Origin of the sequence: Rathayibacter sp. AY1E2, from assembly GCF_002932325.1 — a bacterium.
Classification (GTDB): domain Bacteria; phylum Actinomycetota; class Actinomycetes; order Actinomycetales; family Microbacteriaceae; genus Rathayibacter.
Genome location: NZ_PSVO01000002.1, coordinates 89,315 through 108,415, shown reverse-complemented (window position 1 = coordinate 108,415; position 19,101 = coordinate 89,315). Strand labels below are relative to the sequence as shown.

Here is a 19,101-nt window from a genome sequence, read left to right as displayed (position 1 = left end):
TCGGGGCGTCGAACCGCGCCGGGGTCGGGCGGGTCAGGCCGTCGCGGGATGCGCCAGCAGCCGGGCGAGGTGCGCGCCGACCGCGTCGTCCTCGATGAGGAACCCGTCGTGGCCGAACGTCGAGGTGATCACCGCGACCTCTCCGCCGTCGAGGGCGCCGGGAGCGTGCGCCGCGATGATCCGCTGGCCCTCGACCGGGAAGAGCCGGTCGCTGTCGATGCCGAGGACGAGGGTCGGGCTGGTGATCCGGGAGAGGGCGGCCGCCTCGCCGCCCCGGCCGCGGCCGACGTCGTGCGAGTTCATCGCCTCGACGAGCGTGATGTAGCTGTTCGCGTCGAAGCGGCGCGTGAACTTGTTGCCGTGGAAGTCGAGGTACGACTCCACGGCGAAGCGGCCGCCGCCGCCGAGCGGGCTGAGCCCCGACTGCCAGCTGCGCTCGAAGCGGTCGTTGAGCTCGGAGGGGCTGCGGTAGTTGAGCAGTGCCATCCGGCGGGCGAGCGCGAGGCCGTGGTACGGGCCCTGGCCGTCGCCGGCGTCGTAGTAGGAGCCGCCCGCGAAGGCCGCGTCGTTGCGGATCGCCTCGAGCTGCACGAAGTTGAGGGCGATCTGGTCGGCCGTGGCCCGCGGGGGAGCGGCCAGAACCGCGAGGCGCGCGACCCGCTCCGCGTGGTCGATCCCCCACTCCAGCGCCTGCATCCCGCCCATCGAGCCGCCGATGACGGTGTGCCAGCGCTCGACGCCGAGCAGGTCGCTGAACTGCACCTGCGCCCGCACCTGGTCGCGGATGCTCGTGTACGGGAACCGTGCGCCCCACTCGTGGCCGTCCGGGGCGAGGGACGCGGGCCCGGTGGAGCCCTGGCACCCGCCGAGCATGTTCGGGGCGACCACGAAGAAGCGGTCGGTGTCGATGACGAGGCCGGGGCCGACGAGTCCCGACCACCAGCCGTCCGTCGCGTGGCCGGGATCGCCGCGGCCGAGCAGGTGGGAGTCGCCGGTCAGCGCGTGCAGGACGAGGACGGCGTTGTCGCGGCGCTCGTTCAGAGCACCCCAGCTCTCGTAGGCGATGCGGGCGTGGGGGAGGCGGCCGCCCGCCTCGAAGTCGAACGGGCCGAGGTCGACGAAGCGGCGTCCGCCCGGGTGGTCGCCGTCGCGCCAGGCTCCGGTGGCGGGCGGCTTGCCGATGACCGAGAGGAGCTGGCGCTCGGTGACGAACGCCGACGGGACCGTGTCCTCGAGTGTCTGCTGCCAGTCCATAGCGCTGTCCATCGTGTCAGAGCGCCGCGGGGCGGAGCCGTTTGTTACGCCCTGCTCCCGCGCTCCTCCGCCCGCGCGCGGAGCGCCCTGACGCGATCCCCGAGGACGGGGACCCCGTCAGGGCGCCGAGGGGCCTCAGGCGTTCGCGCGGGAGGCCTCGACGACGGCGCGCGCGGCGCGGAGGGCCTGGTCGAGGTCGGCGCGGAGGTCGTCGACGTTCTCGAGTCCCACCGACAGGCGCACCAGGCCCGGAGTGACGCCGGCGGTCAGCTGCTGCTCGGGCGAGAGCTGCGAGTGCGTGGTCGACGCGGGGTGGATGACGAGCGAGCGGACGTCGCCGATGTTGGCCAGGTGCGAGAACAGCTCCAGCGAGTCGACGAAGGCCCGGCCGGCGTCCACTCCGCCCTTGAGCTCGAACGAGAGCACCGCGCCCACGCCCTTCGGCGCGTAGCGGTTGGCCGCGGCGTACCAGGGCGAGGTGGGCAGGCCCGAGTAGTTCACCGAGGCGATGTCGGAGTGGTTCTCGAGGTACTCCGCGATCTCCTGCGCGTTCTGCACGTGGCGCTCGATCCGGAGCGAGAGGGTCTCGATGCCCTGGATGAGCTGCCAGGCGCTCGCCGGGGCGATCGAGGCGCCGAGGTCGCGCAGCAGCTGCACGCGGGCCTTGATGATGTAGGCGAGGGAGTCGCCGACCGCGGCGGTGTAGACGGCACCGTGGTAGGACTCGTCCGGCGTGGTGAGGCCGGGGAAGCGCTCGGCGTTCGCGGTCCACGAGAAGCGGCCGCCGTCGACGATCGCTCCGCCGATGACCGTGCCGTGGCCGCCGAGGAACTTCGTCGCCGAGTGCACGATGATGTCCGCGCCGTGCTCGAAGGGGCGGATCAGGTAGGGCGTCGCGATGGTGTTGTCCACGATCAGGGGCACGCCGGCGTCGTGCGCGACATCGGCCACGGTGCGGATGTCGAGGATGTTGATCTTGGGGTTGCCGACGGTCTCGGCGAAGAACAGCTTCGTGTTCGGGCGGACGGCGCGGCGCCACTCCTCGCGGTCGTCCTGGTTCTCGACGAAGGTCGTCTCGATGCCGAGCTTGGCGAGGGTGTACTTGAAGAGGTTGTAGGTGCCGCCGTAGATCGAGGACGACGAGACGATGTGGTCGCCGGCCTGGGCGATGTTCAGCACTGCCGCGGTCTCGGCGGCCTGGCCCGAGGCGAGCAGCAGGGCGCCGGAGCCGCCCTCGAGGGCGGTGAGCCGCTCCTCCACGACCGCCTGCGTCGGGTTCTGGATGCGGGTGTAGATGTTCCCGAACTCGGCCAGCGCGAACAGGTTCTGGGCGTGCTCCGCGTTGTCGAAGACGTAGGAGGTGGTCTGGTAGATCGGCGTCGCGCGGGCCTTGGTCACCGGGTCCGGCGCGGCGCCCGAGTGGATCTGCTTGGTCTCGAACTGCCACTTCTCGGAGTCGGTCATGGTGCTTCCCATCGGATCGTCGGGGTCGGGGACGGTGCCGTTCTCCGTCGCGACGAGCGTACGCGGGGCGCCCGCCGGGCGGCCAGGACCGCCGACACACGGGGTAACGGCCGTCAGCGCCGCTCGGGCTGCCGGTCGCGCTTGGCGCCCGTGGGGTCGGCGCGGTCCGGGCGCCGGGGCCTCGCGTCGGCCGCCGGGGCGAAGAGCCAGGCCGCGCGAGGCTCGACCAGCCGGTGGAAGACGGTGCGGGTCCAGCCCAGTGAGAGCGCGACCGAGACCGCGATGCAGAACACGATCATCAGCACGAGGGCGAGCGTGCTCTCCGTCTGCGAGAGGATCCCGGACTCCCGCAGCGGATAGAGGACGAAGCTGTGGAGGAGGTAGACGTACATCGTCGACTGCCCCCAGGCGGTGAGCGGGGTGCGGCGGCGCGGAACCAGCGCGAAGAGCGCGAGCGAGAGCACGACCGCTCCGGCCATCAGGGCCAGCCGCACCAGCCCGGCCCACCACTGGGTCTCGCCGAGGGCGTCGTAGGGGCGGTCGTAGAAGAACCAGTAGCGCAGGTCCGCCGCTCGGAACGCCTCGATGTTGACGGTCATGACGACCGCCGTGACCGCGAAGAGGACGACGGCGAGGATCCGGGCGAGGAGCACCCGCGACGGCGGCTGATCGAGCCAGCGGTCGACGGCGGAGCGGCCGCCGGGGGCGAAGCCGCGCAGGCGCCAGCCGAACACGAAGAACGGCAGGATCCCGATCGCGCGTGCGAGCGAGAAGGTCGAGTCGATGTTGTCGTAGTAGCTGACCCCGACCGCGAGCACCACGCTGATCAGCAGCGGCCAGCGCAGCAGCGCCAGGTAGGGGAGGACGAGGCGGAAGATGCCCAGCGCGAGCAGGAACCACAGCGTCCAGCTCGGCTTCGTCGGGTTGAACTCCTGCTTGCCCTCGACCAGGAACTGCACCAGGGTCCAGATCGTCTCCATGATCAGGTAGGGCAGGAGGATGTCGGTCAGCACCCGCCGCATCGCGCGCCCGCTCGGTGCGCCGCTCTTGGAGAAGTAGCCCGAGATGATCGCGAAGGCCGGCATGTGGAAGGCGTAGATCGTCAGGTAGACGATGAGCGAGGTGTCGGAGTTGGCCGTCAGCCTCTGGACGCCGTGCCCGATCACGACGAGGGTCACGCAGACGAAGCGCGCGTTGTCCCAGAGGGGCACGCGGCGCTTCGGGGTGACGGCTGTCCCGGCGGTCGCGGGAACCGGGTCGGCGGGCGGCACGCGGCCAGACTAGCGTTGGGCTGCGACGACGGAGTCGAGGGTGTCCGAGGCTTGACGGAAGGGGACGGGCGTGGATCGACGCGTTGTCGTGACAGGAGCGAGTTCAGGGATCGGGGCGGCCACGGTCCGCCTGTTCCGCGACCACGGCTGGGAGGTCGTCGCCGTCGCGCGCCGGCGCGACCGGCTGGAGGCGCTCGCCGCCGAGACCGGCGCCGGGTACTTCGCCGCCGACCTCACCGACGCCGCCCAGGTCGACGCTCTGCGCGACCACCTCTCCTCCTCCGGGCCCGTGCACGCCCTCGTGAACAACGCGGGCGGCGCGCTCGGACTCGACTCGGTCGAGAGGTCCGACCCCGAGGACTGGCGCCGCATGTTCGAGATCAACGTGCTCTCGGTGAAGCTCGTGACCAGCGCGCTGCTCCCGCTGCTGCGCGCCGGGATCCGGGGGAGCGGCACCTCCGCGGACATCGTGACGGTCACCTCGATCGCCGGCCACGTCGCCTACGAGGGCGGAGGCGGGTACAACGCCGCCAAGCACGCCGCGCACGCGCTGGTCGCCGTGCTGCGGCTCGAGCTGGCCGGCGAGCCGATCCGCGTGATCGAGATCGCGCCGGGGATGGTGCACACGGACGAGTTCTCGCTGGTCCGCTTCGGCGGCGACCGGGAGCGCGCCGACGCGGTCTACGCCGAGGTCCCCGACCCGCTGGTCGCGGAGGACGTCGCCGCTGCGATCGTCTCCTCGGTGGAGCTCCCCGCCCACGTCAACCTCGACCTGGTGACCATCAAGCCGGTCGCGCAGGCGGCCCCGCACAAGGTCGCGAAGGGACCCCTGGCCCCGCGCGCCTGACCGATGTGACGCGGAGGCCCGCGACGGCCTAGCCTGTCCCTCATGGTTTCCGACGCCGACGACTCCGCCGCCCTCCTCGCCGCCACGGAGAAGGAGGTGCTCGGCTGGCTCGAGTTCGGCGACGCCGCTCGGCACCTGGCCGACGACGTGGTCGCGTCGGGCTACCGGCCGGAGCTTGTCGTCGCCATCGCGCGCGGCGGTCTGCTCCTCGCGGGCGCCGTGGCCTACGCGCTCGGCATCAAGAGCTGCGGCGCGCTGAACGTCGAGTTCTACACCGGCGTCGAGGCGCGCCTGGCGGAGCCCGTGGTGCTGCCGCCGCTGCTCGACGAGGCGTCCGTGCGCGGCAAGCGCATCCTCCTGGTCGACGACGTCTCCGACTCCGGCCACACCCTCGCCCTCTCGGTGAAGCTCATCCGCGCGATGGGTGCCGAGGTGCGCACCGTGACCCTGTACACGAAGCCGCGCACGGTGCTCGAGCCCGATTTCTTCTGGCGCCGCACCCCGCGCTGGATCGTCTTCCCCTGGTCGGCTCTGCCCCCGGTGGACGGAGCCCTCGCCGAGGACGACGAGTGAGCGTCCACCTGATCGGCGGCGGAGGCGGCGTCGAGCACGACCAGCAGCTGTACGGGGCGTTCCTCGCGGAGGCGCGCGCCCACGCGGTCGACGCCGGCCGGATCGAGGGCCCGCGCATCGCGATCGTCGTCGTCCACGACGGGCTCGGCCCGGAGGCCTACGCCGGCTACGCGGCACTGCTCGCGACGGTCGGCCCGCTCGACGCGTTCGCCGTGATGAAGCCGGAGGGCGGCCGGATCGATCCCGCGGTCTTCGACGACGTCGACGGGATCTTCGTCGGCGGAGGGCTGACCCCGGCCTACCGCGACGCGCTCGAGGCCTGCTTCCCGCGGCTGCGCGATCTCGTCTCCTCCGGAGTGCCGTACGCCGGCTACTCGGCGGGAGCCGCCGTCGCGGCCGACCGCGCCCTCGTCGGCGGCCACCGGATCGGCGGCGTCGCCGTCGTCCCGGAGGGCGCGGCGGAGGAGCTCGACGAGGTCACGGTGCTCGAGGGCATCGGCCTCATCGACGTGACGGTCGACGTGCACGCGGCGCAGTGGGGGACCCTCGGCCGCCTGGTCGCGGCCGTCGAGGCGGGCCTGGTCGACGGCGGCGTCGCGCTCGACGAGTCCACCGTGCTGATCGTCGGCACCGGCGCGCTCCGCGTCGGCGGCGCCGGCTCGGTGTGGCGCGTGAGCGGCAGCGACGCCGGAGTCGTCGTCGCGACGCTCGCGGCGGGCTGACTCGGTGGACCTCGCTGAGCTCGCGGCCTCGGGACTGATCGACCGGGGCTGGGCGGAGGCGCTCGCCCCCGTCGCCGGGGACATCGCCGCGATGGGCGACTTCCTCCGCGGCGAGGTCGCGGCCGGCCGGCCCTACCTCCCCGCGGGCCGCGACGTGCTCCGCGCCTTCGCCGCACCGCTCGCGGACGTGCGCGTCCTCATCGTCGGACAGGACCCGTACCCGACGCCCGGGCACCCGATCGGGCTGTCCTTCGCGGTCGAGCGCCACGTGCGCCCGCTGCCGAGGAGCCTGCAGAACATCCACCGCGAGCTCCGGGACGACCTCGGCGTCGAGCCGCCCGAGCACGGCGACCTCAGCGGCTGGACCTCGAGCGGCGTGATGCTGCTCAACCGGGTCCTCACCGTCGCCCCCGGCTCTCCCGCCTCGCACCGCGGGAAGGGCTGGGAGGCGGTCACCGAGCACGCGATCCGCACGCTGGCCGCCCGGGACGCGCCTCTCGTCGCGATCCTCTGGGGCCGCGACGCCGCGTCGCTCCGCCCGATGCTGGGGGAGGCCGGAGTGATCGAGAGCGCGCACCCCAGCCCGCTGTCGGCCTCGCGCGGCTTCTTCGGCTCCCGGCCGTTCAGCCGCGCCAACGCCCTCCTGGAGGAGCGCGGCGCGGAGCCGGTCGACTGGAGCGCTCTCGCATGACCGGGCGCTCGCCCGCGGGGCGGCTACGCTGGCCCGGATCGATGGGCGGAGCCGAAGGGGAGCCGGATGCTTGAGGAAGAGTACGAGAGCCGGCGCGTCCTGCCGCCGCACCTGCGGAAGGCGCCGCCTCCCGAGCCCGGCTTCTCGTTCGAGATCCGCGACGCCCGCGACGCCGACCTCCCGGACATCCGCGAGATCTACAACCACTACGTGCGCAACACGGTGGTGACCTTCGACGAGGACGACTCGACGCTGAAGGAGTGGCGGACGAAGTTCTCCCGCAACCAGAAGCTCGGGCTGCCCTTCATCGTGGCCGTCTCGCCGTCGGGCCAGATCCTCGGCTACGCGATGGTGTCGCCGTGGTCCTCCAAGCGGGCGTACCGCTTCACCGTGGAGAACTCGATCTACCTGCGGGCGGCCTCCACCGGCAAGGGCCTCGGCCGGGCGCTGATGGCCGAGCTCCTCGAGCGCGCGAAGGCCGTGGGGATCCGTCAGATCATGGCCGTCATCGCCGACAAGGGCGCGGAGGCGTCGCTGGCGATGCACGCGCAGTTCGGATTCGTCGAGGTCGGCCGGATGGGCCGCGTCGGCTTCAAGTTCGAGCGCTGGCTCAGCACCGTCCTGCTGCAGAAGACCCTCAAGTAGGGCCGACCCGCCCCTGCGAATGCGCCTCATCGACAGGTGCCGGGGAGCGCGCCGTCCCTACACTGGACGGCATGGAATGGCTCGTCCCGCTCATCGTCGTCGTCGCGCTCGTCGTCATCCTCGGGGTCTACCTCTGGGCGACGTACAACTCGCTGGTCACCCTCAACGTCCGCGTGGACGAGGCGTGGAGCGACATCACCGTCCAGCTGAAGCGCCGCGCGGATCTGATCCCCAACGTGATCGACTCCGTGAAGGGCTACGCCTCGCACGAGCGCCAGGTCTTCGAGTCGGTGACGCAGGCTCGCGCCGAGACGCTGCAGGCCCAGGGCCCGGCGGAGGCGTCGGTCGCCGAGGACCACATGCAGAGCGCTCTGAAGTCGATCTTCGCGGTCGCGGAGGCGTACCCCCAGCTGCAGGCGAGCCAGAACTTCCTCCAGCTGCAGGGCGAGCTGGTCGACACCGAGGACAAGATCCAGTCGGCCCGGCGCTTCTACAACGGCGGCGTGCGCGAGATGAACACCAAGGTGAAGGTCTTCCCGAACACGCTCTTCTCGCGCCGGCTCGGCTTCTCGGAGCGCGAGTTCTTCGAGGTCGGCGATCTCGCCGCGATCTCGGAGCCCCCGCGCGTCCAGTTCTAGGCAGCCGCCGTGTACAGCGCGATCGCCCGCAACAAGCGCAACACGGTCCTGATCCTCGTCCTGTTCCTGGCGATCATCGGCGGCCTGGGCGCCCTGGCTGCAGCGGTCTACCGCAACACGGCGATCGTCGTGGTGGTGCTCGTGATCGCCGCCGCTTACGCGTTCTTCCAGTACTTCTTCGCCGCTCGCCAGGCGATCGCGCTCAGCGGCGGCGTGGCGGTGGAGAAGGCGGACGAGCCGAGGCTCTACCGCATCGTCGAGAACCTCTCGATCGCGACGGGCACGCCGATGCCGAAGGTGTACCTGATCGACGACCCGGCGCCGAACGCGTTCGCGACCGGCCGTGACCCCGAGCACGCCGTCGTCGCTGCGACGACGGGCCTGCTCGCGATCATGGACGACGCCGAGCTGGAGGGCGTGATGGCCCACGAGCTGGGCCACGTCCGCAACTACGACATCCGCGTCTCGATGATCGTCTTCGGTCTCGTCGTCGCGGTGGGCTTCCTCTCGGACGCCTTCCTCCGCCTGGCCTTCTTCGGGCGGGGCGGCAACGGCAACGGCGGGGGCAACCCGGCGCTCCTGATCGTCGGGCTGGTGTCGATGGTCCTCGCGCCGATCGTCGCCTCGGTCGTGCAGCTCTCGATCTCCCGTCAGCGCGAGTACCTCGCCGACGCGACCAGCGCGCTGACGACCCGCCACCCCGACGCCCTCGCCCGCGCCCTGCTCAAGCTCGAGTCCGCGGGCCGGCCGATGCAGCGGCAGAACAGCTCGATGGCGCACCTCTGGATCGCCGACCCGTCGAAGCCGGGGGTGCTCGCGCGCCTCTTCGCGACCCATCCGCCGATCGCGGACCGCGTCGCCCGCCTCTCCGAGATGGGATCGCGCTTCTAGCAGGCTGATCCGGCCGACGCCCCGTCGACGATCGCCGCCCGCCCGGATCCCGCCCCTGGCAGCGGGGCACGCGCCACCGCGCCGGACGGGACGTCATCCGGTCGGAGACGCCAGCGGACCGCCGTCGACGGTCGTCAGGTACTCGGCGAAGACCGGCGCCGGGTCGATGCCGCTCGCGGCCGCGTCGACCAGCGCCCGCCGGACCAGGGCGAGGACGACGGTGGCCAGGACGGCCGCCCGGTACGGGGACGTGCGGCCGAGCCCCATCCGCTCCGCGAGGAACGGCGTCAGCGCCTCCTCGCCGTCGTGCAGCGACTGCGCCCAGACGGCGCGCATCGCCGAGGTCTCGGTCAGCAGGGGGATCAGCCGGAGGGTGCGGTCGAGCTGGGGACCGGAGGCCGCCGCGGCGAAGGCGTGACCGAGCGCCGCGTTCAGCGGCTCGGCGGCCGGGCGCTCGAGGAGGGCGCGTCCCATCGCGGCGATCGCGGCGGCGAGCACCGGGCGCACGCAGTCCTCCTTCCCGCCGAGGTACCGGTGGAAGGTCCGGAGGGAGACGCCGGCCGCGTGGGCGAGCTCGCCCGTGCCGACCCCGACGACGCTCCCGCGCTCGAGCAGACGGGCGACGCAGCGCTCCGAGAGCGCCAGCGCCAGGACGCCGCCGGGCGCGCTCACGCGATCCTCCTCAGTGCTGCGGCGAGGGCGGCCGCGAGGTCGCCGCGACCGACGACCTCGACGGCGTCGAGGCCCTGCCAGGCCGCCGCCTCGACCAGCAGCGCGGCGAGCCGCTCCGGCGTGTCGGCCGGGGCCCCCGGCTCGAGCCAGGCGGCCTGCACGAGCAGGACCCGGCGCTTGCGCTCGCTCTTGAGGTCGACCCGTGCAGCGATCACGTCGTCGAGGAGCACGGGGAGGACGTAGTAGCCGTGGACCCGCTGCTCGGCCGGGGTGTAGATCTCGATCCGGTAGTGGAAGCCGAAGAACAGCTCGGCCCTCGGCCGGTGCCAGACCACGGGGTCGAACGGCGAGAGGAGCGCGTCCGCCCGGAGCGTGCGGGGGCGTCGGGCGTCGACGTGCTGCCAGAGCGGAACGGGCCGCCCGCCCCGCTCCCAGCCGCGCACCTCGACGCGCTCGAGCTCGCCCGCCTCGACCAGCTCGTCGATCGCGACGCGCGTGGGGGACTGGAGCAGCCGGTGGTAGTCGGCCAGGTCGCCGAGGGTGCCGATCCCGTGGGCCCGGGCCGCCCGGCGCACGAGCTCGCGGACGGCGTCGGGGAGGGGCACGTCGGCGTCGAGCACCGCGCTCGGGAGGAGCCGCTCGGCGAGACCGTAGGAGCGCTCGAAGCGCGTGCGCCCCGCCGTCACCACCTCGCCCCAGCGGAACAGGACCTCGAGGCCGCGCTTGATGTCGGACCAGCCCCACCAGGGGCCCGTGCGGACGTTGGCCTCGTGCTCGATCTCGGAGGCGCGGAGGGGACCGTCGGCGAGCGCGGCGCGGAGCCAGTCGAGGGTGGCGCGGTTCTCGTGGGCCCAGCCCTCGTGCTCGGGCAGGCGGACCCGGCGGTAGTGCTCCATCCGCCAGCGGTAGAGCGGGAGATCCTCGCGGCGGACGAGGGCGGCCTCGTGTGCCCAGTACTCGACGTAGGGGCCGTCGGGGGAGAAGGCCGCGGCGTCGAGGAGGGAGCGATCGTACGGGCCGAGCCGCGCGAGCAGCGGCAGGTAGTGGCTCCGCTCGAAGACGTTCACCGAGTCGAGCTGGAGCGGGCGGATCCGGTCCACGGCGGCGCGCACCCGGCGCGCGTCGACCCGGGACGGACGGGGGCCGAACCCCTGCGCCGCCAGGGCGATGCGGCGCGCCAGCGCGGGGGAGAGCTGCTCGGTCATGGTCCGCTCACGCTAGCGAACGCCCCCGACATCGCCGTCCCCGATTCGGCCCCCGGCGTTCGCCCGGCATTCACCGCCGCGCTCCCTCGCCGACTCGCGGCGCTCCTACCGTGCCCGAGGCCGTCCCACCGGGGCGGCCCACCCGACTCCTGGAGGACCCTTGACCATTCAGCGCCTGTCGCGCACCGCCGCGGTCGCCGCCGCCGGCACCGCCCTCGTCTTCACGCTCTCGGCCTGCTCCGGCGGCGCCACCGCCTCGTCCGACGGCGGCGGCACGGACGCGGCGTCCGCCAGGTCCGCCGCGGACCTCGGCGGGCTGGACGCCCTGGTCGAGGCCGCGAAGGCCGAGGGCGAGCTCAACGTCATCGCCCTGCCCGACACCTGGGCGAACTACGGCGAGCTGATCAGCGGCTTCGAGGACGAGTACGGCATCACCGTGAACTCCGCCGACCCCGACGTCTCCTCCGCGGAGGAGATCAGCACGGCGGAGAACCTCGCCGGGCAGGACACCGCTCCCGACGTGTTCGACCTCGGGCCGGCCGTCGCTCTGGCGAACACGGACATGTTCGCGCCGTACAAGGTCGAGTCCTGGGACGACATCCCCGAGGGGAACAAGGAGGAGTCGGGCCTCTGGGTGAACGACTACACCGGCCTGATGTCGATCGGGTTCGACGCGGCCGCGGTGCCTGCGCCCACGTCGCTCGAGGACCTCCTCGGCGCCGACTACCGCGGCTCGGTCGCGATCAACGGCGACCCGACCCAGGCGGGAGCCGCCGCGGCCGCAGTGCAGCTCGCGGCTCTCCAGTCCGGCGGCTCCGCCGACGACGTCCAGGCGGGGATCGACTTCTTCGAGAAGCTGAACGACGCCGGCAACTTCCTGCCGCTGGACCCGACCGACGCCACCATCGCCTCGGGCGAGACCCCTGTCGTCTTCGACTGGAGCTACAACAACCTCGCCGCCGGGAAGGCGAACGAGGGCACCCGCGAGTGGACGACGACCGTCCTCCCGGGCTCCGCCGTCGGCAGCTACTACAATCAGGCGGTCAACGCCGACGCTCCGCACCCCGCGGCCGCGCGGCTCTGGCAGGAGTACCTCTACTCCGACGCCGCGCAGAACCTCTACCTCGCCGCCGGCGCCTACCCGGTGCGCCTGGCCGCGATGACCGAGGCCGGCACGGTCGACCAGGACGCGCTCGACGCCGTCGGCGCCGCTCCCTCCGACCTCGTCCAGTTCACGGAGGAGCAGACCGAGGCGGCCTCGTCGCTCCTCGCCGAGAAGTGGGCCGCGGCGATCCAGTGACCACCGCTCCCGCCGAGGCCGTCTCCGGGGCGTCCGCGCCCCGGGGACGGCGCGGCACCCCGGCCGTGCTGGGCGTCGCCCCCTTCGCGCTCTACGTCCTGCTGTTCCTGGCCGTCCCCACGGTCCTCGCAGTGGCGACCGGATTCACGGACGGAGACGGCCGCTTCACCACGGCGAACGTGCTCGCGCTCGGGGATCCCGTCGTGCTGTCCGCCTTCGGCGCGTCGCTCGGGCTCTCGGCCGTGACCGCCGTGGTCGGCGCGGTGCTGGGCGCGGTCGTGTGCCTGGCCCTGCTCGGCTCCGATGCGCGCGGGGCGCTCCGGACCGTCGTCGATGCGGCGGCGAGCGTCCTCGCGCAGTTCGGCGGCGTGATGCTCGCGTTCGCCTTCATCGCGACGATCGGCGTGCAGGGGCTGGTGACCACCCTCCTCGCGGGAGCGGGCGTCGACCTCTACGCCGACGGCGTGTGGCTCTACCAGCTGCCCGGGCTCGTCCTGCCCTACCTCTACTTCCAGGTGCCCCTGATGGTGCTCACGTTCCTGCCCGCGCTCGAGGGCCTGCGCCCGGAGTGGGCCGAGGCGAACGCGGTGCTCGGCGGGGGCCGGCTCGGCTACTGGCTGAACGTGGCACTCCCGGTGCTGGCGCCGTCGTTCCTCGGCTGCGTGCTGCTGCTGTTCGCGAACGCGTTCTCCTCCTTCGCCACCGCGGCGGCGCTGATCAGCCAGGGCGCGCAGATCGTCCCGCTTCAGATCCGCGCCGCGCTGGTCAGCGAGACGGTGCTGGGCCGCGAGAACCTCGCGGGCGCCCTCGCGCTCGGGATGCTCGCGGTGATGGTGGTCCTGATGTCCGGGTACGCGCTGCTGCAGCGCCGGGCCCGGCGGTGGCAGCGATGAGGCCCGCGCGGCTCCTGTCCGGGGCGGTGCTCGTGATCACCGGGCTGGTGTTCGCCGTCCCGATCGTCGCGATGGCGGAGTTCACGCTCCGCGGCGCCGGCGGCCACGACCTCTCGCACTGGACGGCGATCCTCGACCCGGAGAACGAGCGCGCCTACCGCTCGCTGTTCCAGGGGATCGGCAACTCGCTGGTCCTCGCCGTCGTCACCGCCCTCATCGTCCTGGTCCTGCTGGTGCCGACGATGCTGCTCGTCGAGATCCGGCTCCCACGCCTGCGCCGGGCTCTGGAGCTGGTCTGCCTGCTCCCGCTGACCGTGCCCGCCATCGTCCTCGTCGTCGGCCTCGCGCCGGTCTACTCCGTGGTCACCCGGCTCGCCGGCTCCGCGCCGTGGACGCTCGCTCTCGCCTACGGGGTGCTGGTCCTGCCCTACGCCTACCGCGCCGTGGCGGCGGACCTCGCCGGTCTCGACGCCGTGACGCTCTCGGAAGCGGCCCGCTCGCTCGGCGCGGGCCCGCTCGCGGTGCTCGGGAGGGTCCTCCTGCCGAACCTGCGCCGGGGCCTGGTCGCGGCCGCGCTGATCACCGTCGCAGTCGTTCTCGGCGAGTACACGATCGCCTCGCTCCTCAGCCGCACCACCCTCCAGACCGGCCTGGTGCAGGTGTCGAAGTCCGACGCCTACGTCGCCGTGATCTTCTCGCTGCTCTCCCTCCTCTTCGCCTTCGCCCTCCTGCTCGGGATCGGCCGCCTCGCGCGCATCGGCCTGCCGACGGGCCGGGCGCGCTCCTCGAAAGGCTCCTCGTGACCGCTCCCACCCTCCCCGGCGCCCGCGTGCGCTTCGTCGACGTGGAGCGGCACTACGGCTCCGCGCGAGCGCTCGACGGCGTCTCGTTCGACGTGGCCCCGGGTGAGTTCATCGCGCTGCTCGGCCCCTCCGGCTGCGGCAAGACCACAGCCCTGCGCGCCCTCAGTGGTCTCGAGCGGATCGACGCGGGGCGGATCCTCGTCGACGAGGAGGACGTCGCCCACGTCCCCGTCGCGAAGCGCGACATGGGCATGGTCTTCCAGTCGTACTCGCTCTTCCCGCACCTGCGGGCGCGCGAGAACGTCGAGTTCGGGCTGCGCACCCGGGGAGTCGGGGCGCGCGAGCGCCGGGCGGCCGCGGGGGAGGCGCTGGAGGTCGTGGGCCTCGGCGCCCTCGGCGACCGCTACGCGCACGAGCTCTCCGGCGGCCAGCAGCAGCGGGTGGCGCTCGCGCGCGCCCTCGTCACGCGGCCGCGGGTGCTGCTGCTGGACGAGCCGCTGTCGGCCCTGGACGCGAAGGTCCGCGTCCAGCTGCGCGACGAGATCAAGCGCCTGCAGTCCGAGATCGGCATCACCACGTTCTTCGTCACGCACGACCAGGAGGAGGCGCTCGCCGTCGCCGATCGCGTCGCGGTGATGAACGCCGGGCGGATCGAGCAGCTGGGTGCACCGGAGGACCTCTACGCGCGCCCGGCGACCGCCTTCACGGCCCGCTTCGTCGGCCTCTCGACGGTGGTCGCGGGGACGGTCTCGTCGGGATCGGTCCTCGCGCTCGGCGTGCGCCTGCCGCTCGTCGACGCGGCGGCGGCCGACGGTCCCGTGTCGGTGTTCCTCCGCCCCGAGGACCTCGCCGTCGTGGCCGACGGCGCTCCCGACTCCCTGCCCGGAGTCGTCCTCGCCTCGAGCTTCCTGGGGCCGGTGCGGCGCTCGACCGTCCGGCTGTCGACGGGTGAGGAGGTCACCGTCCAGCACGCGTCGGGGCATCGCCTCGAGCCGGGGGAGCGGGTCGGCGTGCTGCCCGCGCGGCGCCCGGTCGCGGTCGGTCCGGCACCGGAGCAGGCGGCGGTCGGCGCCGCCGCATGAGCACTCCCCGGGGATACCGCGCGGGGTATGCGCCGGGGCCTAGTCTGGGCAGATGAGACTCGGCAGGTCCCGCCGCACCTCCGGCCCGCGCGCCGTCCAGCCCGCCGCGCCCGTCGCCCCGGCCGCCCCCTCCCGGCCCGCTCCCGTCGCCGATTCGGCCTTCGTGAGCGACGGGATGCGCATCGCCGGCGCCTGGGCCTGGCGCGTCCTCGTCGTGGTCGCGGCGCTCGCGGTGCTGGTGCTGCTCGTCATCGAGCTGCGGCTGATCGTCATCCCGCTCCTGCTCGCGATCGTGATCGCCGCCCTCCTGGTGCCGTTCTCGAGCTTCCTCCAGCGCCACCGCTGGCCCAAGTGGGCCGCCGTCGTCCTGGCGGAGCTGGGGATCGTCGTGGTGATCGGCGGGCTCCTCTTCCTCGTCGTCACCCAGGTCTACTCCGGCTTCGACGATCTCAGCCGGCAGACGGTGCAGTCCTACGACGACTTCAAGGCCTTCCTCCTCGAGTCGCCGCTCCACCTCACCGAGACCGACATCAACCAGTACGCGCAGCAGGCGCTCACGGCCCTGCAGCAGGACTCGGGGATGCTGGTCAGCGGCGCGCTCAGCGTCGGCTCGACCGTCGGCCACCTGCTGACGGGCGTGCTGCTCACCCTCTTCTCGACGCTGTTCATCCTCATCGACGGGCCGAACATCTGGAGCTGGGTCGTCCGCCTCTTCCCGCGCCGCGCCCGCGGAGCCGTCGACGGCGCCGGTCGCGCAGGGTGGGTGACGCTGACCAACTTCGTGAAGGTGCAGATCCTGGTGGCCTTCGTCGACGCGGTCGGCATCGGCCTCGGCTCCTTCCTCCTCGGCGTCCCGCTGGCCATCCCGATCGGCGTACTCGTCTTCCTCGGCTCCTTCGTGCCGGTCATCGGCGCCGTGGTGACGGGGGCGCTGGCCGTCTTCATCGCGCTGGTCTACAACGGACCGCTGATCGCGCTCTTCCTGCTGATCGTCGTCCTCGCGGTGCAGCAGCTCGAGGGCCACATCCTCCAGCCGCTGATCATGGGGTCGGCGGTCAAGGTCCACCCGCTGGCCGTGGTGCTCGCGGTGGCCGGAGGCTCGATCATCGGCGGCATCGCCGGCGCCTTCTTCGCGGTGCCCGTCGTGGCCACACTCAACGTCATGGTCAAGTACGTCGCGAGCGGAGCCTGGCGCTCGCCGACCCGAACCCCCGAGAGAGTTGCCGCAGAGCATGCAGACTAGCCGCGTCGTCGGACCCGCCCTCCACGAGTTCGAGGCGGCCCGCGCCGTCCTCGCCCCCGTCATCGCCGCCACCCCCATGGAGACGAGCACCTTCCTCGCGCAGGTCCTCGGCTCGCCCGTGTTCCTCAAGTGCGAGAACCTCCAGCGCACCGGCTCCTACAAGATCCGCGGAGCGGTGTTCCGGATGTCGCGGCTCACCCCGGAGGAGCGGGCCCGCGGAGTCGTGGCGGCCTCGGCCGGCAACCACGCGCAGGGCGTCGCCTATGCGGCGCGGGAGCTGGGGATCAAGGCCACGATCTTCATGCCGATCGGCGTCGCGCTGCCCAAGCTCGCAGCCACCCGCGACTACGGCGCGGACGTGGTGCTGAGCGGCCACATCTTCAACGAGGCGCTCGCGGCGGCGGCGGAGTTCGCCGAGCGCACGGGCGCGGTCTTCGTTCCTCCCTACGACCACCCCGACGTGATCACCGGCCAGGGCACGGTCGGCCTCGAGATCCTCGAGCAGGCCCCCGCCGTCGAGACCATCGTGGTGCCCATCGGCGGCGGCGGCCTCATCGCCGGGGTCGCATCGGCGGCCAAGCAGAAGGCGGCCGAGGAGGGGCGCACGCTCCGCGTCATCGGCGTGCAGGCGGCCAACGCGGCGCCGTACCCCCTCTCGCTCGCGAGCGGCGAGCCGACCGCGATCACGATCTCTCCGACGATCGCCGACGGCATCGCCGTGGCGAAGCCGGGGCAGCTGAACTTCGCGATCGTCCGCGAGATGGTGGACGAGGTCGTCACCGTCGAGGACGACGACATCGCCCGGGCTCTGCTGGTGCTGCTGGAGCGGGCGAAGCTCGTGGTGGAGCCCGCGGGCGCGGTGGGCATCGCGGCGATCCTGACGGGGAAGATCCGCGACGCCGGAGCGACCGCGGTCATCCTGTCGGGCGGCAACATCGATCCGCTGATGATGGAGCGGGTGATCAGCCGGGGCCTGGCCGCGTCGGAGCGCTACCTCAAGATGAGCATCGGGCTGCCGGATCGTCCGGGGCAGCTGTCGCGCATCGCGGAGCTCATCTCGGAGGCGAACGCGAACGTGGTCGAGGTGCTGCACACCCGGCACGGCCGGGGCCTGCAGATCAGCGAGGTCGAGATCGAGATCAGCGTCGAGACCCGCGGCCCCGAGCACGCCGACCGCGTCATCCAGGTCCTCACCGACGCCGGCTACGCCCCCCGCATCTCCCGCAACTGACCGCTAGAGGGCGCCGCTTCCGCGATCCCGTCGCGATTCCGGCGCCCACGGTCCGGGTAAGGCGGTTCGTCCGTCGCGGCGTTCCCGGTACAGCGGGGAAGAAGCCGATCACGGTGATCTCGCGTCCTCTGTCGTCGCCGCGAAGCCGGCGCCCCCCGTCTGGAGAGGGCTGATCGTGCGTCGCGGTGTTCTCCGCGAGGCGGAGGAGGAAGCGGTACCGGCGATATCGCGCCCGACGCTGTCGCCGCGAAGCCGGCGCCGCGCTCCCGTTCAGAGAGGGCTGATCGTGCGTCGCGGTGTTCTCCGCGAGGCGGAGGAGGAAGCGGTACCGGCGGCATCGCGCCCGACGCTGTCGCCGCGAAGCCGGCGCCGCGCTCCCGTTCAGAGAGGGCTGATCGTGCGTCGCGGCGTTCTCCGCAAGGCGGAGGAGGAAGCGATACCGGCGGTATCGCGCCCGACGACAACGCCGCGGAGAGCGCCGCGACGTGCGATCAGTGGCCGGACCAGGTCTCGACGTTGGCGACGCGGACCTCGATCTCCCGCCCGTTGGGTGCCGTGAAGCGGGCGGTGTCGCCGACGTTCAGGCCCATGATCGCCGATCCGAGGGGGCTCTGGGGGCTGTAGACGTCGAGGTCGCTCTCGCCCGCCATCTCGCGGTTGCCGAGGAGGAAGCGGGACTCGTCGCCGGCGATCTCGGCGGTGATGATGGTGCCGGCCTCGACGACTCCGTGGCTCTCGGGGGGCGTGCCGATCTCGGCTTCGCGGAGGAGGGAGGTCAGCTGGCGGATGCGGGCCTCGATCTTGCCCTGCTCGTCCTTCGCGGCGTGGTAGCCGCCGTTCTCCTTCAGGTCGCCCTCCTCGCGGGCGACCTCGATGCGCTTGGCGATCTCCTCGCGTCCGTTGGTGGACAGCTCGGTGAGCTCCGCCTCGAGGCGGTCGTACGACTCCTGGGTCATCCAGGTCACCTGTGACTGGTCGGCCATGGTGGGCTCCTGCTCTGCGGGCCGCGCTCGCGGCGCCCGGCAGCACCGTGCGGAGGTGTCCGCGTCCGGCGGTGGGGACGGCCGGCGTCAGGCGGCGGTGGGAATGGCGAGGCCCCGACGAGTCCGTCAGGGCTTCGGGCAAGCCTACGGGAGCCAGCAGGAGGAGATCAAACCTGTGTTCGCGAGCTCGGTGGTGCGGACCGTCTCCGTGTAGGAGCGGAAGCGCTCCGTCGAGGCGGGGTACTCCACGACCAGCCAGCCGACCACGGCGGACTGCTCGTTGAGGGCCTGGACCGCGCAGGCGACCTCGCGGCTGACGGGCGCGGTGAGGTCGAAGGAGACGGTGACGGTGCGGTCGTCCACGACCTGGTGCGCGGTGTCCTGGACGTCCACCCCGCCGCGTGCTCCGTCGAGTCCGGCCCAGACGACCCAGGCGGCGAAGACGGCGACGAAGGCGAGCGCGACGCCGCCGAAGAGCCAGCGGTTGCCGCGGCGGGTGCGCGTCGTGCGGCCGTAGCGGGTGGCGAGGGGTCCGGCGGCGCGGACGGCGTCCGGATCGAGCGCGGGCGCGGCGGCTCCCTCGACGCTCTCGGACGTGCGGGCGGCCACGGAACTCCCTGGGTGATGCGTCTACTCTGGACGGGTGGCGCGCGTCCTTCGCGGACGGGAGCGCCGATCCCATTAAACCCCGAG

At 72.7% G+C, this 19,101-nt stretch carries 20 protein-coding genes; 13 read left to right on the top strand and 7 right to left on the bottom strand.

From position 1 onward, the window contains the following. Positions 1–33: 33 nt before the first annotated feature. The 3 genes from C5C49_RS02595 to C5C49_RS02585 form a co-directional block, all read right to left on the bottom strand. Complete coding sequence (locus C5C49_RS02595; protein WP_104224444.1) at positions 34–1,254, bottom strand: homoserine O-acetyltransferase; 1,221 nt, start codon at positions 1,252–1,254, stop codon at positions 34–36. A gap of 135 nt (positions 1,255–1,389) precedes the next feature. After that, positions 1,390–2,718: a bifunctional o-acetylhomoserine/o-acetylserine sulfhydrylase gene (locus C5C49_RS02590; protein WP_104225507.1), complete on the bottom strand. Its 1,329-nt coding sequence runs from the start codon at positions 2,716–2,718 to the stop codon at positions 1,390–1,392. A gap of 113 nt (positions 2,719–2,831) precedes the next feature. Beyond that, a complete protein-coding gene (locus C5C49_RS02585; RefSeq protein ID WP_258068357.1) occupies positions 2,832–3,989 on the bottom strand; it encodes an acyltransferase family protein in 1,158 nt (385 codons plus the stop codon). 70 nt (positions 3,990–4,059) lie between these two features. Here C5C49_RS02585 and C5C49_RS02580 point away from each other — a divergent pair, with 70 nt between their 5' ends. The 7 genes from C5C49_RS02580 to C5C49_RS02550 all read left to right on the top strand — a co-directional run bounded on the left by C5C49_RS02580 (position 4,060) and on the right by C5C49_RS02550 (position 8,996). After that, the gene (locus tag C5C49_RS02580; protein ID WP_258060501.1) at positions 4,060–4,836 is read left to right on the top strand and encodes an SDR family oxidoreductase; all 777 of its coding nucleotides are present in this window, start codon (positions 4,060–4,062) and stop codon (positions 4,834–4,836) included. A 42-nt stretch (positions 4,837–4,878) separates the two neighbouring features. After that, positions 4,879–5,409 carry a phosphoribosyltransferase gene (locus C5C49_RS02575; RefSeq protein WP_104224441.1) on the top strand — a complete coding sequence of 177 codons (531 nt, stop codon included), beginning with the start codon at positions 4,879–4,881 and terminating at the stop codon, positions 5,407–5,409. Beyond that, positions 5,406–6,131: a peptidase S51 gene (locus tag C5C49_RS02570; protein ID WP_104224440.1), complete on the top strand. Its 726-nt coding sequence runs from the start codon at positions 5,406–5,408 to the stop codon at positions 6,129–6,131. The genes C5C49_RS02575 and C5C49_RS02570 overlap by 4 nt, the downstream gene beginning before the upstream one ends. 4 nt (positions 6,132–6,135) lie before the next feature. Further along, the gene (locus C5C49_RS02565; RefSeq protein WP_104232774.1) at positions 6,136–6,822 is read left to right on the top strand and encodes a uracil-DNA glycosylase; all 687 of its coding nucleotides are present in this window, start codon (positions 6,136–6,138) and stop codon (positions 6,820–6,822) included. A 66-nt stretch (positions 6,823–6,888) separates the two neighbouring features. Beyond that, positions 6,889–7,467, top strand: a complete 579-nt coding sequence (locus tag C5C49_RS02560; protein ID WP_104224438.1) for a GNAT family N-acetyltransferase — start codon at positions 6,889–6,891, stop codon at positions 7,465–7,467. 71 nt (positions 7,468–7,538) lie between these two features. Further along, positions 7,539–8,105, top strand: a complete 567-nt coding sequence (locus C5C49_RS02555; RefSeq protein WP_104225511.1) for a LemA family protein — start codon at positions 7,539–7,541, stop codon at positions 8,103–8,105. A 9-nt stretch (positions 8,106–8,114) separates the two neighbouring features. Then, the gene (locus C5C49_RS02550; protein ID WP_104345346.1) at positions 8,115–8,996 is read left to right on the top strand and encodes a M48 family metalloprotease; all 882 of its coding nucleotides are present in this window, start codon (positions 8,115–8,117) and stop codon (positions 8,994–8,996) included. 93 nt (positions 8,997–9,089) lie between these two features. Here the strand turns inward: C5C49_RS02550 and C5C49_RS02545 are convergent, their stop codons facing one another. Further along, positions 9,090–9,668, bottom strand: a complete 579-nt coding sequence (locus tag C5C49_RS02545) for a TetR/AcrR family transcriptional regulator (protein ID WP_104345345.1) — start codon at positions 9,666–9,668, stop codon at positions 9,090–9,092. Next, positions 9,665–10,873, bottom strand: coding sequence for a winged helix-turn-helix domain-containing protein (locus C5C49_RS02540; protein ID WP_104345344.1), 1,209 nt, complete (start codon positions 10,871–10,873; stop codon positions 9,665–9,667). The genes C5C49_RS02545 and C5C49_RS02540 overlap by 4 nt, the downstream gene beginning before the upstream one ends. 160 nt (positions 10,874–11,033) lie before the next feature. On the opposite strand from C5C49_RS02540, the gene C5C49_RS02535 reads away from it, so the two are divergent. Genes C5C49_RS02535 through ilvA form a run of 6 tightly spaced genes read left to right on the top strand, consistent with a single transcriptional unit; the run spans position 11,034 to position 17,425 of the window. Next, on the top strand, positions 11,034–12,173 hold the full coding sequence (locus C5C49_RS02535; RefSeq protein WP_104345343.1) for an ABC transporter substrate-binding protein: 1,140 nt from the start codon (positions 11,034–11,036) through the stop codon (positions 12,171–12,173). Continuing rightward, the gene (locus tag C5C49_RS02530; protein ID WP_104345420.1) at positions 12,170–13,066 is read left to right on the top strand and encodes an ABC transporter permease subunit; all 897 of its coding nucleotides are present in this window, start codon (positions 12,170–12,172) and stop codon (positions 13,064–13,066) included. The genes C5C49_RS02535 and C5C49_RS02530 overlap by 4 nt, the downstream gene beginning before the upstream one ends. Beyond that, positions 13,063–13,869, top strand: coding sequence for an ABC transporter permease (locus tag C5C49_RS02525; protein WP_104224432.1), 807 nt, complete (start codon positions 13,063–13,065; stop codon positions 13,867–13,869). Before C5C49_RS02530 ends, C5C49_RS02525 begins: the two co-directional genes overlap by 4 nt. Then, the gene (locus tag C5C49_RS02520) at positions 13,866–14,951 is read left to right on the top strand and encodes an ABC transporter ATP-binding protein (protein ID WP_104249531.1); all 1,086 of its coding nucleotides are present in this window, start codon (positions 13,866–13,868) and stop codon (positions 14,949–14,951) included. Before C5C49_RS02525 ends, C5C49_RS02520 begins: the two co-directional genes overlap by 4 nt. 52 nt (positions 14,952–15,003) lie before the next feature. Then, entirely contained in the window at positions 15,004–16,194 is a 1,191-nt protein-coding gene (locus C5C49_RS02515; protein ID WP_104225517.1) for an AI-2E family transporter, read from the top strand. Beyond that, complete coding sequence (gene ilvA / locus C5C49_RS02510) at positions 16,184–17,425, top strand: threonine ammonia-lyase (RefSeq protein WP_104224429.1); 1,242 nt, start codon at positions 16,184–16,186, stop codon at positions 17,423–17,425. The genes C5C49_RS02515 and ilvA overlap by 11 nt, the downstream gene beginning before the upstream one ends. Before the next feature lie 491 nt (positions 17,426–17,916). On the opposite strand, the gene greA is transcribed toward ilvA, so the two are convergent. Beyond that, positions 17,917–18,408: a transcription elongation factor GreA gene (gene greA / locus C5C49_RS02505; RefSeq protein WP_104225519.1), complete on the bottom strand. Its 492-nt coding sequence runs from the start codon at positions 18,406–18,408 to the stop codon at positions 17,917–17,919. A gap of 144 nt (positions 18,409–18,552) precedes the next feature. Continuing rightward, positions 18,553–19,017: a DUF4307 domain-containing protein gene (locus tag C5C49_RS02500; RefSeq protein ID WP_104345342.1), complete on the bottom strand. Its 465-nt coding sequence runs from the start codon at positions 19,015–19,017 to the stop codon at positions 18,553–18,555. Positions 19,018–19,101: the final 84 nt, after the last annotated feature.

Coding starts and splice junctions, on each gene's coding strand:
- C5C49_RS02595 (WP_104224444.1), bottom strand. CDS start 1,254: ATGGACTGGCAGCAGACACTCGAGGACACGGTCCCGTCGGCGTTCGTC.
- C5C49_RS02590 (WP_104225507.1), bottom strand. CDS start 2,718: ATGACCGACTCCGAGAAGTGGCAGTTCGAGACCAAGCAGATCCACTCG.
- C5C49_RS02575 (WP_104224441.1), top strand. CDS start 4,879: ATGGTTTCCGACGCCGACGACTCCGCCGCCCTCCTCGCCGCCACGGAG.
- C5C49_RS02560 (WP_104224438.1), top strand. CDS start 6,889: ATGCTTGAGGAAGAGTACGAGAGCCGGCGCGTCCTGCCGCCGCACCTG.
- C5C49_RS02555 (WP_104225511.1), top strand. CDS start 7,539: ATGGAATGGCTCGTCCCGCTCATCGTCGTCGTCGCGCTCGTCGTCATC.
- C5C49_RS02540 (WP_104345344.1), bottom strand. CDS start 10,873: ATGACCGAGCAGCTCTCCCCCGCGCTGGCGCGCCGCATCGCCCTGGCG.
- C5C49_RS02525 (WP_104224432.1), top strand. CDS start 13,063: ATGAGGCCCGCGCGGCTCCTGTCCGGGGCGGTGCTCGTGATCACCGGG.
- C5C49_RS02515 (WP_104225517.1), top strand. CDS start 15,004: ATGAGACTCGGCAGGTCCCGCCGCACCTCCGGCCCGCGCGCCGTCCAG.
- ilvA (WP_104224429.1), top strand. CDS start 16,184: ATGCAGACTAGCCGCGTCGTCGGACCCGCCCTCCACGAGTTCGAGGCG.
- greA (WP_104225519.1), bottom strand. CDS start 18,408: ATGGCCGACCAGTCACAGGTGACCTGGATGACCCAGGAGTCGTACGAC.